Annotated in this window: 11 protein-coding genes; 1 reads left to right on the top strand and 10 read right to left on the bottom strand. The window is 59.8% G+C overall.

What is annotated here, in order from left to right; translation table 11 throughout:
• Positions 1–2 precede the first annotated feature (2 nt).
• The 4 genes from IH971_01230 to IH971_01215 are packed head-to-tail and all read right to left on the bottom strand — an operon-like array spanning position 3 to position 3,398.
• Entirely contained in the window at positions 3–980 is a 978-nt protein-coding gene (locus tag IH971_01230; protein ID MCH7496461.1) for a polyprenyl synthetase family protein, read from the bottom strand.
• Between the two features lie 32 nt (positions 981–1,012).
• The gene (gene tatC, locus IH971_01225; GenBank protein MCH7496460.1) at positions 1,013–1,738 is read right to left on the bottom strand and encodes a twin-arginine translocase subunit TatC; all 726 of its coding nucleotides are present in this window, start codon (positions 1,736–1,738) and stop codon (positions 1,013–1,015) included.
• A gap of 6 nt (positions 1,739–1,744) precedes the next feature.
• Complete coding sequence (gene meaB, locus IH971_01220; GenBank protein MCH7496459.1) at positions 1,745–2,665, bottom strand: methylmalonyl Co-A mutase-associated GTPase MeaB; 921 nt, start codon at positions 2,663–2,665, stop codon at positions 1,745–1,747.
• Between the two features lie 49 nt (positions 2,666–2,714).
• Complete coding sequence (locus IH971_01215; protein MCH7496458.1) at positions 2,715–3,398, bottom strand: Crp/Fnr family transcriptional regulator; 684 nt, start codon at positions 3,396–3,398, stop codon at positions 2,715–2,717.
• A gap of 121 nt (positions 3,399–3,519) precedes the next feature.
• Here IH971_01215 and rpsT point away from each other — a divergent pair, with 121 nt between their 5' ends.
• Positions 3,520–3,780, top strand: coding sequence for a 30S ribosomal protein S20 (gene rpsT / locus IH971_01210; protein ID MCH7496457.1), 261 nt, complete (start codon positions 3,520–3,522; stop codon positions 3,778–3,780).
• A 21-nt stretch (positions 3,781–3,801) separates the two neighbouring features.
• Here rpsT and guaB read toward each other — a convergent pair whose 3' ends face one another.
• From guaB to IH971_01180, 6 genes are all read right to left on the bottom strand, one after another.
• Positions 3,802–5,253, bottom strand: coding sequence for an IMP dehydrogenase (guaB, locus tag IH971_01205; protein ID MCH7496456.1), 1,452 nt, complete (start codon positions 5,251–5,253; stop codon positions 3,802–3,804).
• A 3-nt stretch (positions 5,254–5,256) separates the two neighbouring features.
• Positions 5,257–5,706 carry an RpiB/LacA/LacB family sugar-phosphate isomerase gene (locus tag IH971_01200; GenBank protein ID MCH7496455.1) on the bottom strand — a complete coding sequence of 150 codons (450 nt, stop codon included), beginning with the start codon at positions 5,704–5,706 and terminating at the stop codon, positions 5,257–5,259.
• A 179-nt stretch (positions 5,707–5,885) separates the two neighbouring features.
• The gene (gene hutH, locus IH971_01195; GenBank protein MCH7496454.1) at positions 5,886–7,415 is read right to left on the bottom strand and encodes a histidine ammonia-lyase; all 1,530 of its coding nucleotides are present in this window, start codon (positions 7,413–7,415) and stop codon (positions 5,886–5,888) included.
• 34 nt (positions 7,416–7,449) lie between these two features.
• Positions 7,450–10,296 carry a 3'-5' exoribonuclease gene (locus IH971_01190; protein MCH7496453.1) on the bottom strand — a complete coding sequence of 949 codons (2,847 nt, stop codon included), beginning with the start codon at positions 10,294–10,296 and terminating at the stop codon, positions 7,450–7,452.
• A gap of 207 nt (positions 10,297–10,503) precedes the next feature.
• On the bottom strand, positions 10,504–11,514 hold the full coding sequence (locus IH971_01185; protein MCH7496452.1) for a hypothetical protein: 1,011 nt from the start codon (positions 11,512–11,514) through the stop codon (positions 10,504–10,506).
• 16 nt (positions 11,515–11,530) lie between these two features.
• A partial coding sequence (locus IH971_01180) for an amidophosphoribosyltransferase (GenBank protein MCH7496451.1) occupies positions 11,531–12,747 on the bottom strand: 1,217 nt, incomplete at its 5' end.

Raw genomic sequence — 12,747 nt, 5'->3', positions numbered from 1 at the left:
TGTTAAGAGGAGCGGTGGGCGTTAAAGTGGAGCACGTTAATGAGCGCGGATTTGTATTCGGAATCAGGAAATGGCTCCAACGCCACGAGGGCCTCGTCGCTATAATGCTCCATGCGCTGGCGTGCATATTCAATGCCACCCCCCTCCTCAATTGCTGCGCGCAGCTGCGCCCGATTGCCGCGCCGTGCGTGGGACTTTAGCATCCTGAGATACTGGCGGCGGTCACCCGGGCTCAGTTGCTTGAGGGCGTAGATCAGCGGCAGCGTGCGTAGATTTTTCTTCACGTCGAACGCCACTGGCTTGCCCACCAGCCGTTTATTGCCCAATAGGTCAAAGAGGTCGTCCTGAATCTGAAAGGCTATGCCGAGGTTAACGCCGTACTGCGCCAGCGCGCGCCTTTGCTCTTCGTCGCCTGTGGCAGTTATGGCGCCAAGTTCACAGGCTATCTCAAAAAGACTGGCGGTCTTGTCCCTTACCATCTGGTAGTAGATTTCTTCATTCATACCCCCCAGAAGTGCCTTCTCCATCTGGAGGATTTCACCACTGCTGAGGCGCTCCGCCGTCCTTGAGAGCAGGTCCAGGGCCCTAAAATCCCGCAGGCTGATCATGTTGCTCAGTGCCTTGGCCAGGAAATAGTCGCCTACCAGCACGGCCTTCCTGTTATTGAAGACCCTGCGTAGCGAGGGCCAGCTGCGCCGCAGGTCCGAGTCATCAACCACATCATCATGAACCAATGTGGCGATGTGCATCATTTCCACCAGAGCCGCGGCTCTAAAGCTATTCAGATTTGCCTGCCCGCAAAGCCTGGCGGATAGAATCGTAAGGATGGGCCGGATACGCTTGCCCCGGTTTCGCAACACGTAGCGGACCATGGTGTTGATCAGCCGCACTTCCGAGCGCAGAGCCTGCTCGAATTCCAGCTGGAACAACTTGATATCGTCAAGGATGGGGGCGACAATGTCGCTAAGATGAACTTGCATCACACCAACTTACGTGCACCGTCGGGGTTAAATCAAGCGTGTGGCGTCGGGCCAAATACTTTTGCAATGAGAATGGAGAATTCATACAGGCCCAGCAGCGGCACCGCCATCATGATCTGGCTTAAAGGGTCGGGGGGAGTAAATATGGCCGCCAAAACCAAGATCACCACCAGCGCATACCTGCGGTAGTGGCGTAAAAAGGCCGGGGTTAGAAGGCCAATGCGGGCTAATATGTAGGAAACCACCGGCATCTGGAAAATAAGGCCAGCTGCAAGCAGCATCCACACCACGTAACTGAGGTAGGCCTGGATGCTGTAGTTCGCGGCGACCATACCCGCACCCAGGGCGGTAAAAAATCGCAAACTGATGGGGAGCAGCACCAGGTATCCGAAGCTGACGCCAGTGAGAAAGAACGCTGAACCAAAGAGGACGATGGATAACGTGGTGCGGCGGGATGACCGGCCGAGGGCTGGCTCCACAAACCGCCAAAGCTGGTAGATCGTGACGGGACTGCCCAGCACCAACCCCGCCATCAGGCTGACGATGAGGCGCATCATGAACATGTCGGATACCTTGAGCGCCTGCAGGGCGACAGTCTGCTCCAGGTTGAGTGCCGGGGCCGTTAGGAAGGCAATGAGCAAGTCGGCCTTGATAAAGGCCGCAATGGCGATGACAACAATGACCGCCAGGCTCTTAAGTATGCGCCAGCGAAGTTCTTCCAGGTGCTCCAGGAATGTCATTTCGTTGGGGGCAGGCACGGAGCGTCAGGAGGTGTCCAGCAGAGTGCGGACCAGTTGGTAGGGGGGCACCGCGTCCAGGCCGTCCTCAAGCGCGTCCAGGCGCTTGGCGGTCCAGAAAGCACCCATGACCTGCTTGGCCAGGAGGGACTCGACCTGCCGTCGAGCCCGCAGGCGCCGCTTTTCCAGTTGGACTCCCGACGACCGTAAATAGGCCCGGTGCCGCTCCAAATGCGACTGCAACTCGGCTACCCCTACGCCCTGCAGCGCGCTGGTCTGACAGACAGGTACCTGCCATTCGGCTGGGTCTTCTTTGGTATCCAGCAGCTGCTCTACCAGCTTGTGCAGTCGGTCCGCACCCGGGCGGTCAGACTTATTGATAACGAAGATATCGGCCGCCTCATAAATGCCTGCCTTCATCAGCTGGATATCGTCACCCGACTCTGGAACCAGCACCACCATCGTAGTATCCACAGCCGATACGACATCCAGCTCCATCTGACCCACCCCCACTGTCTCGAAAATGATCACGTCGAAGCCCCCGGCCGAGAGTACATCCCCAACCTCCTGGCTGCGTGCGGCTAGCCCCCCCTGCTCCCCCCGGCTCGCCATGCTGCGGATGAAAACGTCATGATCGAGAAAATGCTCACCCATGCGCACGCGATCACCCAACAGGGCGCCACCGCTGAACGGGCTGGTGGGATCCACCGCGAGGATGCCTACTTTCTGCCCAGCGTTGCGGTAGAGCCGGGTGAGCTGATCCACAAGGGTACTTTTGCCGGCACCGGGCGGGCCCGTGATGCCCATGCGGTAGCCGGAGTTGGCGGAAGGGTGCAGGGCGTCAATAAGGGCGGGGGCGTCCGGCGAGTCATTCTCCAGTATGCTGATGGCTCTTGCCATGGCGAGCGCTGATCCGGCCAACAGCTCCTCCACCAGCGGTGATGCCATGGCTTAGACTTTGATCGTGCTGGTAAAGGTGGCCAGGCGGGGCAGCTGGCTATCCAAATAGCCGGGTAAAAGTGGCGTAGTTTCGGATGATCAAATGGCGGCCTTCGCGCTCCACCAGACCCTTCTGCTCGAGATTTTTCAGCATGCGCGATACCGTCTCCCGACTGGTGCCTGCCATGTTGGCGATATCCTGTTGGTACGGCAGCCGATTGATGGTGACCACGCCCTGCTTGAAAATGCCCATGTCCTCGGCGAAACGGTGGATAGCAATACCGATGCGGTGTTCGGCGTCGGACAAGGATAGGGATTTGATCTGCTGGTCGGATTTTCGCAGGCGGAGGGTCATTTCCTTCAGCAGGTGGATGGAGATGGAGGGGAACCGCTCCAGAACATCCAAAAAGTTCCGTCGATTCAAGGTAAACAGCACCGTGTCCTCAATGGCCATCACATTGGCGGAGCGGCCTTGGCCATCGAGCAGGGCCATCTCGCCAAAAAACTCCGCGGATCCAAGAATGGCAAGAATCACCTCACGGCCTTCCTCGTTCAGGCGCGTAATTTTTACCGATCCGGATTCAATGAGGTATAGCGTATCCCCCTTGTCCTCTTCAATCACGATCAAGGTGTTCCTGGGGTAGGTGCGCCTGACAGTCATATCCATGATTAGGCCCATATCTCTCTCCGTCAATTCCGTAAAGATGGGCACTTCCCTGAGGATACTCGATGTGTGACTCATGGCAGAAACTTATATCAACCGGGCAAAATAGGCAATTCTATTGTGTGATAAACCCTATTTGCAGTTTTGATAGGTTCGGTGTAAACTTTAGGCTCAGTTTTCGCAAAACACGAGCACATTTATGGATCGACACGCCTCCACCATCAAACGGCACCGGCAATCGCTGAAGCGCAATGCTCGGAATCGGGGCATTAGGGCCCGGCTGCGGTCGTCTATCAAGACGGTGCGGCTGGCCGAAGCGAAAGGTCCGGCGGAGGCGGCCTTGAAGGAAGCCATCAGCCTGCTCGATAAAGGAGCTGGCACCAGCCTGCTTCACAAGAACAAGGCCGCGCGCCTCAAATCCAGGCTTGCGCATCTGGTAGCAACCCGTTTCGCCTCCTGATTTGGCCCCGCAGGGCTGCTTTCATACGCGATAATTCGGCGCCTCCTGGGTGATGGTCACTTCATGAGGGTGGCTTTCGCGGCCCCCCGCTTGCGTGATTTTCATGAAGCTCCCCTTGGACTGCAGCTGGCCGATATCGTGCGCTCCACAATAGCCCATGGCCGCCTGCAGCCCACCGGCGAGCTGGTAAATCGTGCCCGCCACCCGGCCCCGGTGTGGAACCATGCCCTCTATGCCCTCGGGAACCAGCTTACCCGCGGCCGTCCCTTCCTGGAAATAGCGATCGCCAGAACCGTCTGACATGGCCCCCACCGAGCCCATACCGCGAAACGACTTGTAGCGCCTGCCTTCGGAAAGGAGGGTCTCGCCAGGGGTCTCATCCATCCCAGCAAAGATACTGCCCAGCATGACCGCGGACGCGCCGGCAGCCAGGGACTTGGCAATGTCGCCGGAAAAACGCATCCCACCATCGGATATGATGGGGATGTCCCGCCTGGCCCCCACCTCGGCCGCGTCCATCACCGCCGTGAGCTGGGGCACGCCAATGCCAGCCACAATCCGCGTGGTGCAGCTGGATCCCGCACCGATCCCCACTTTCACGGCATCCGCGCCGGCATCGATGAGTGCCTCGGTCCCCTCAGCAGTGGCCACATTGCCGGCAATCAGCTCCATCCCGCCGTGCCGTTTGCGCAGCTCGCGAACCGTGCTCAGGACCCGCTCCGAGTGGCCGTGCGCCGTATCAACGAACAGGGCATCCACCCCGGCCTCGAGCAGCGCATCGGCGCGGTCAAAGGTGTCGGTTCCGGTACCCACGGCGGCGCCCACTCTCAGACGACCCCGGTCATCGAGGCAGGCGTTGGGGTGATGTTCCTTCTTAAGTATGTCCTTGACGGTGATCAGTCCGCACAGCGTCCCATCCCCGTCAACCACCAGCAACTTTTCGATGCGATGCTGCTCCAGCACCGCCTTGGCATCTTCCAGGGTCGTGCCGGGAGGAACGGTCACCAGATTTTCAGCCGTCATCCGGGCGGAAATTGGCAGGGAGTGATCGGTTTCAAAACGTACATCCCGGTTGGTGATGATACCCTTGAGGCGGCCACCGTCCACCACCGGCAGGCCTGATATTTCGTAGCGCCGCATGACCGCAAGGGCATCCCCGATGGTGCGGTCGGATGCGACGGTAATGGGGTCGAGTATCATGCCACTCTCAGAGCGCTTGACCCGCTCGACCTGAGCCGCCTGGGTTTCCACCGTCAAATTGCGGTGGAGCACCCCAAGACCGCCCTCGCGGGCGATCGCAATGGCCATGTCGGCCTCGGTGACCGTATCCATGGCGGCGCTGAGAAAAGGGATATTCAGACGGATATTGCGGGTCAGCTGCGATGATATGTCCACATCCGCAGGGAGTACATCCGAATAGGCCGGCACCAACAACACGTCATCAAACGTCAGCCCCTCCCGTAGTTCTCTCAACCGCTACCCCCTTTGATCAATCTCGATCTGCTGAATCTTGTCGATTCGGCGCTGATGCCGACCACCCTCAAATTCGGTACTCAGAAACAGATTTACAATTTCTTTCACCATTTTCTGACCCAGCAACTGTCCACCTAGCGTGATAATATTTGCATTGTTGTGGGCGCGGGCGTTGATGGCCGTGATGGTATCGTAAACCTGACCGGCACGAATACCGATAAATTTGTTGGCTGAAATGGCCGAACCGATGCCGATCCCATCAATGATGATGCCACGCCAGTAGGCGCCGGATTGAACTTTGGTGGCGATCTCAGCCGCCTTGTCCGGGTAATCAACGCTCTCGCTGCTGGAGTTTACCCCATGATCCCGGTACTCCGCTCCCAATGCCTCCAGTGCCTCACAGACCCACCGCTTGGCCTCCACACCCCCGTGATCGCTGGCGACACCCACCACGCGGAACGCAGGTATGGGTGGCAAATGCGTGCGCAGCTGTCCGGCCTGGACCACTTCAACCTGTAGCGCCCGCACCGCATCACGGGCCGAAGGTGTGAGGATGGCGCCTTCTTCAATTTCGAGGGGGCGCCGCTCCCGGTGAGCCCTGCGCACATCGGCTTCGGCGATGACCTGGCGCTTCACTGCAGGGGCACGGCCGCATGGGCGGCCGCAACCACGGCTCCCGAAGCAATCAAATTGCGGGCTGCAGCCATGTCCGGGGCAAGGAGCCGGTCTTCCTCCACAAAGGAGCTTTGGTCGCGCAAGAGCCGGTAGGCCGCCATGGCTCCTCGTCCCGCTTCAAGCCCCTCGTGAAAGTCGATAGCCTGAACCGCAGCCAGGTATTCGAAACTCAGGATATGCTCAAGATTCGCCACGATCAGTAGCAGTTTCTGTCCCGCCCAGGCAGACATAGGGACGTGATCTTCCTGATCATCGCTCATGGGAATAGAGTCTACGCTGGCGGGGTGGGCGAGCGTCTTATTCTCGGAGACCAGGGCAGCTGCCGTTACCTGGAGCATCATGAAGCCGGAATTTAGACCGGGTTGGGGCACAAGAAAAGCGGGCAGCCCGCCATTGCCGGCCAGGAGGGCGAAGATGCGCCGTTCACTTATGCTGCCCAGCTCCGCAGCCGCAATGGCAGCCAGATCACAGGCCAGTGCCGTAGCCTCACCATGAAAGTGTCCCGCCGAAAGCACCTGGCCGCTGTCGACAAATACCAGCGGATTATCGCTGACACTGTTGGCCTCCTGCAACAGCTGCTGGGCGGCAAACGCCAGCGAATCGCGGCAGGCGCCATGGACCTGTGGCATGCAGCGCATGCTGTACATATCCTGCACCCGGGAATCTCCCAGCCGGTGGCTTTCGCGGATGGTACTCCCTTCCATGAGATTGTACAGGTTTGCAGCTGAGGCCTGCTGTCCCGCGTGCTTCTTCAAGGCATGGACCTCTTTCCGGAAGGGACCTGGCGATCCCATCAGCCCGTCCACCGAAAGGGCGCCGATGACGTCAGCCGCTCTCACAAGATTGTGTAGCTTGACCGCGGACACGATACCCAGTGCGGTGGAATACTGGGTGCCGTTAAGCAATGCCAGCCCCTCCTTGGCCTGCAACACGAGCGGCTCCAGGCCCAGGGCACCCAAGACCTCCCGGGCCGGTGCTATCGCACCCGCCCTGACCATCTCACCCTCCCCCATCAGGGCCAGGGCCACATGGGCAAACGGGGCGAGGTCTCCGCTGGCGCCCACCGAGCCCTGGGATGGAACCACAGGCAGGGCATCTCCGTTCAGGAATAACACCAGCAGGTCAACCAGCTCGGGACGGACGCCACTATACCCCTGGCACAGGGCGATCACTTTCAATAGCAGCGCAAGTCGCACGATCTCTGTGTCTGAGGGCGGCCCAACACCTACAGCATGGGAGCGGACCAGGTTCCGCTGCAAGGTCGCCGTATCCTCAGCTGCAATACGCACGGTGCTGAGCTTGCCGAACCCGGTGTTAACACCATAAATGGTGACATCATTCCTGGATAAGAGTTCCTGGAGCACGCGGTGGGAGCGCTCGAGCCTGCTGCGGGCCTTGCCGCTGAGCACCACGGGGGGATTGTGGTTCAAGTAATCCCTGAAGTCATCCAGGGTGTACTCCCTTGGTTCAACAACAAATTCGCTCAAGGTCCTGTGTCCACTCGCGCGCGTTGGCGGGCGTCTAAACCCTTGCTTCCCTAAATATTTGCTTGCCTACCAGCGGGACGATACTGTCGGCATGGCTGAACGGAATCGCCTCCACGGGGAGGGCATCCAGGAACTGCTGGCCGTATTGCCGCCGGTAGACTCTGGAATCGGTCACGATGAAGACCCCCTCATCCGTGGACGAACGAATCAAGCGGCCAAAGCCTTGTCTGAATCGCGTAATAGCCTCAGGAACCTGAAAATCCTGGAACGGATTGCGCCCTTGCTCCTGGAGGCTTTCGATGCGCGCCTCCACCACCGGATCGGTGGGATTGGCAAAGGGCAGTCGGGCGATAATAAGCATCTCCAGGAGTTCACCGGGCAGGTCGACCCCTTCCCAAAAGCTGGTGGTGCCCAGCAAGATGGCCCGGCGGTGCTCCCGGAAGGCGTCCAGCAGACTGCGTCGACTGCTGCCACCGAATTGAGCAATAAGCCGTCGTTCCGTTCGAAAGAGCCGTGCGTAAAGAGCCGTGTGGACCGCCTGCAGCTGGGCATAGGAGGTAAACAGCACCAGCAACCGGCGCTCAATTTGGTCAGTGAGGGTATCGATCAGGTCGGCCAGACGTTGGGGGTAAAGCGGATCGGTGACATCGACACTTGTATCCCAGGCCAGCACGGCGCACTGCTCAGCGTAGTAGAACGGTGAGGGGAACTCTCGTTCTACCACCGGCCAGGCCTCGAACAGCTCGTCCAGGCCCACCTGCCTCCGGTAATAATCGAACGTGGAACCCACCTGCAGCGTGGCCGAACAGAGCACCGTTCCGGGACGTTGTTCAAATAGCTGCTCGCGTAGAAACGCCCCCACCGTCAGCGGTGCGGACTGAAACGCGACCTTGGCCTGCCCCTTCACCACCCGCACCTCGCGCCACAGCACATGATCTCCGGTGGGTGCCTCCAGCGCGATACGCTGGAAGGCGTTGCCCAGCGCAGCGGCATCCGCCAGGTCCAGCTCCAACTCACTGAGGAGCGTCTCCGCGACGGTAATGTCCGTCGTGCTGATAAGTGTGTGTATTTCCTTCAAGGACTGGGTAAAGGCCGTCAGCGCCTCACCCGTGGCGAGCACCTCGGGGTCCAATCCCCGGAACTCGGTCCGGGGGTCGATATACCTGGTCTGCTGTGTGGCGAACTTCCAATCGGGCGAGGCCTCAATCTTGTGTTGCTCGAGATAGGCCTGCAGCAGCTGTGGAGTGATCTTCTGCAGGGTCCTGGCCGCCTGGCGAACCTCCTCGTACCAGCTCCTGTCCTCATCAATGGCCTGGAGCGCCTCTTGCAGCTGCTTGCGGTAGATCTGCCGAAACCTGCCGGCCAGATAGTTTTCCGTGAGACGGCTCACCACTTCCTCCCCAAAAGTCATCGTAAGCTGATCGGTGGTGACACGGGGAAGGTTATGGGCCTCATCCAGGACCAAGGCGAATTCATCGGGCAGCACCCCCACGTCACCGGCCGCGTCGGCGATGAGCAGCGCATGGTTCACGATCACGAGGCTGGCGGAATCGGCGGCACGACGGATGGGACCCAGAAAACAGCCGTGGTGCCGGCGGCAGATATTACCCAGGCAGAAGCCCCGCTCGCTGCGCAGCATGGCCCACAGGCGGCCACTGGCCGGCACCAAAAAGCCGGGACATTCGTCTATGTCACCTGTTTTCGTAAACTGTTCCCAAATGAGAATGGGCAGAATGCGTTCACAGTCGCCAGGCCCCAAGAGCCGCCTGGCATTGGCCAGAACGAACTCGAGCCGGGTTCGGCAAAGGTAGTTGCGGCGCCCTTTCAACATGACTGCTTTGAGCGGCGCCTCCAGCGTAGCTGCCAGCCGGGGTATCTCCTTATAGAACAGCTGGTCCTGGAGGTGCTTTGTTTGGCACGATATCACCACCGGTACGTTGTGCACGTAGGTATGGTTTACCGCCGCGAGCAGGTAGGCCAGGGATTTACCCAGTCCGGTTCCCGCCTCCGTCAGCGCAATGTGCCCGTCCTCGAAGGCTCCCGCCACCGCTTGGGCGAACTCTGCCTGGACTGCGCGATATTCGAACCGCTCCCACTGAGACGCAAGGAGCCCCTCCGGACCGAAAAATCCATCGGGACTTGCTGGACCGTAATCATCGCCGCGCCCCTCCTGCTCAAATACGGACTGGAGCACGGGGTGGTCCAGCGCGGACTCCGTGAGGCCCTTAACCTGGCCCCGGGAAGACATCACCTGCACCAGGCGGGAGTAGAGCATCCTGTTGGGGTTGGTCACATGCTCCTGCACCCCCAGCAGCGCCTGGATGACCGGCAGTGGATAGGCCGCAGCTTCATGAATCAGACGCAGAAAGATTTGGCCCGTGTGGAGGGCATCATGATACGCGCGGTGGGCGTCCCGATGTGAGATGCCATAGTACTCACAAAGGGCGCCCAGACTGAATCCGGAGTGAAAATAGAGCAGGGTTCGCGCCAGGGGCAGTGTGTCGTAAAGGACATTGCCAATTTCGTCCGGCTGGCCCAGGGAACGGTAGATGGAGCGCAGGAATGCCAGGTCGAACCGGATGTTGTGGGCTACCAGGGGTCGCTGGCCCACAAAGTCCAGGAATTCCTGACCTACTTCCGCGATGGTTGGCTCCCCCGCCACCATGTCGTCGGTGATGTTGGTGAGATCCACAACCAGTCGCGGAATCGGCTCCAGCGGATTGACCAATTGTTGAAACGTGTCCGCGTGCTCTCCCCCGCTGAACCTGACGGCCCCCAGCTCAATGATGGCATTGGTTTCGGAGTCGAGGCCGGTGGTTTCAAAATCTATGACGACAAAGTCGTCTAGTTCCAGTTGCTCCAGGAGCTGGGAGGTGGTCATCGTCGGGAGCTGGGACTCACGCAGCGAGCCCCATCAGCTGCGTTCATCTGAGTCCCGTGATAGGAGTGAATTGAGGCAGGCAACCGTCTCCGAAATATTAACCGCCAAGCAAGGCCAAGCAAGATTGAAACCGGGAAGCTAGTATCCTGCCCAACGGTCTCATAGCGAAAATCAGCACCGGCCCGCTGTGGGCTACCCTACCATGAATTATGGGTGATAGCTTTGAAAAGTGGGGTGCAGCAGGCCCAGGTGTCGACGATAGTAATATCTGGACAGATAGAACAGCAGAATGGTCGGCACGTAGAGCCAGGGATAGCGGGAGCCTACTAGAATGCCAATGATAAGCAACCCATAGCGGCTGCTATAGACGATATCTCTATTCCGCCGCAGTACCAGGGCAACGACAAAGAACGGCAGCGTCAAAATGGCGCTGGTGGAGATGACTGGGTCACTGAATTTCATCCCCAGCGCAGCGGCGAGAACCGTGGCAGTGGCGGCGAATGCGGACACGCCGGCCACCAGATTGCGACTGGGCAGGGCTGCGGCTCTGTCTTCGGCGGGGCCGTGAGTGATGGCAATATGGGCTCCAAACGCGGCGAGCATAAGGGCGTAGGGTGCCGCCACGGGCAGGTTCCCGGTAAGTGGAGCGCCGCTCGCTGCCCACCCGATGTAGAACAGCGCCATGCCCGCCAAAGTGTGTAGTGCCGTCTCCAGCGCCAGGTTGCTTTTCCACAGGGCAACCCGCGCTGCGTAGAGCTCTCCCCAAAACAGGTACAGGGCGCCTCCACCGGCAACCGCCAACCACCCTGCGGGCAGCATGAGCACCAGGCCGAGAACCAGGACGATCCTGCCCAAACGCCGGGCAGTGTCAGCCGTCCCGGACCGAGCGGCGGGCGGTGATGGATAACCCTTCAGCGCCAGTTCCCCGCCTTCACCTGGCTTCGCGTTGGCAAAAGAGGCGGCCGTAATCAGCGTTACGCCCGTGAAGAGCAGCAGGCCGGTCCAACTCCAATCGGCGCGCCAGAAAAAGTACCGCTGAAATGTTGCTCTTCCGGCCGCCAGACCCGCCACGGAGATAATCAGCGCGGGTATGAACAGTGTGGGGCGGAACAGGAAGAGAGCGTTCAGCACGGGGTCGAATTTTTCCTGCCCACGTACAGCAACAGCCTTAAGTCTTGTGAGTGCGCCAGGGGCGTTGCCCCGTTCCGAACCGGCCATGCGAAAGTCTCAGGTGTTAGGCGTCTGCCGCTGCGGTTTTAGGGTGCTCAAAAACATCCTTGCCCAGCTCTTCCTCCGGCATCACGGGATACTGACCCGAGAAACAGGCGGTGCAATAGTTTTCGGCGGGGAGATCCATGCTCTCCAGCATGCCTTCCAGCGAGAGGTAGGCCAGACTATCCACCTCCAGGTAGCCCTCGATTTCCTTCTGGCTGCGCTGGTTGGCGATGAGTTCCTTCTCGGTGGGAAAATCCAACCCAAAATGGCACGGGTGCCGGATCGGCGGCGAGGAAATCCGTACGTGCACCTTTGCGACGCCCGCCTCGCGCAGGAGGCGCACCAGATTGCGCATGGTGGTGCCACGGACAATGCTATCATCAACGATGACCACCTCCCGGTCTTTCAGCACGCCCTTCACCGGGTTGAACTTGAGTTTGACGGTGAGGTCACGCAAGTGCTGTTCGGGCCGGATAAAGCTGCGCCCAACATAGTGGTTCCTGATGAGGCCGATCTCGTATTTGATGCCGCTGGCGCGGGAGAACCCCAAAGTGGCGGTGTTGCTGGAATCGGGCACTGATATCACGATGTCGGCGGTGGGCGCGGGATTTTCATCAGCCAGGATCTTGCCCAGCCTGCGTCTCATCTTGTCCACATTGGCGCCGAAAATACGGGAATCGGGGCGGGAGAAATAGATGTACTCAAAGCTACAGTGTTTGGGAACCTGCTTGGGCAGGGTGTGGATGGTCTGATAGCCAGCGCCGTTGATGAGCACGATTTCGCCCGGCTCTACATCGCCAAAACCCTCTGCGCCAATCAGGTCCAGCGCGCAGGTTTCCGAGGCAACCACCCAGGTCTCGCCCAGTCGGCCCACGGTAAAGGGGCGCCAGCCGTACGGGTCACGGGCGGCGATGAGGCCATCGGGAGTCAGAATGAGCAGGGAGTAGGCGCCCTCCACTTGGGTCAGCGCCACCGCCAGCCGGTCCACCATCCGCTCCCCCGTCGCCTTGGCCATCAGGTGGATGATGACTTCCGTGTCGGTGGTGGTCTGGAAGATGGCCCCTTCCTTCTGGAGCCGCTGCCGGGTCGCTTTGATATTGACCAGATTGCCGTTGTGGGCCACCGAAACCGGCTGCTCCTGCACGTTAAACAGCAGGGGCCCAATGTTCTTGGCATCCAGGCTGCCGGTGGTGGAGTAGCGTGTATGGCCGATGGCCATCATTCCCGGCAGGGAAT

The sequence above is a fragment of the Candidatus Neomarinimicrobiota bacterium genome (genome assembly GCA_022560655.1).
In the GTDB taxonomy this organism is placed as follows: Bacteria; Fidelibacterota; Marinisomatia; order SCGC-AAA003-L08; family TS1B11; genus JADFSS01.
This window is presented reverse-complemented; position numbering and strand designations above follow the sequence as displayed.

Excerpts from the sequence above, each read along its gene's own strand:
- IH971_01230 (MCH7496461.1), bottom strand. The coding sequence starts at position 980 with ATGCAAGTTCATCTTAGCGACATTGTCGCCCCCATCCTTGACGATATC.
- meaB (MCH7496459.1), bottom strand. The coding sequence starts at position 2,665 with ATGGCATCACCGCTGGTGGAGGAGCTGTTGGCCGGATCAGCGCTCGCC.
- IH971_01215 (MCH7496458.1), bottom strand. The coding sequence starts at position 3,398 with ATGAGTCACACATCGAGTATCCTCAGGGAAGTGCCCATCTTTACGGAA.
- rpsT (MCH7496457.1), top strand. The coding sequence starts at position 3,520 with ATGGATCGACACGCCTCCACCATCAAACGGCACCGGCAATCGCTGAAG.
- IH971_01190 (MCH7496453.1), bottom strand. The coding sequence starts at position 10,296 with ATGACCACCTCCCAGCTCCTGGAGCAACTGGAACTAGACGACTTTGTC.
- IH971_01185 (MCH7496452.1), bottom strand. The coding sequence starts at position 11,514 with ATGGCCGGTTCGGAACGGGGCAACGCCCCTGGCGCACTCACAAGACTT.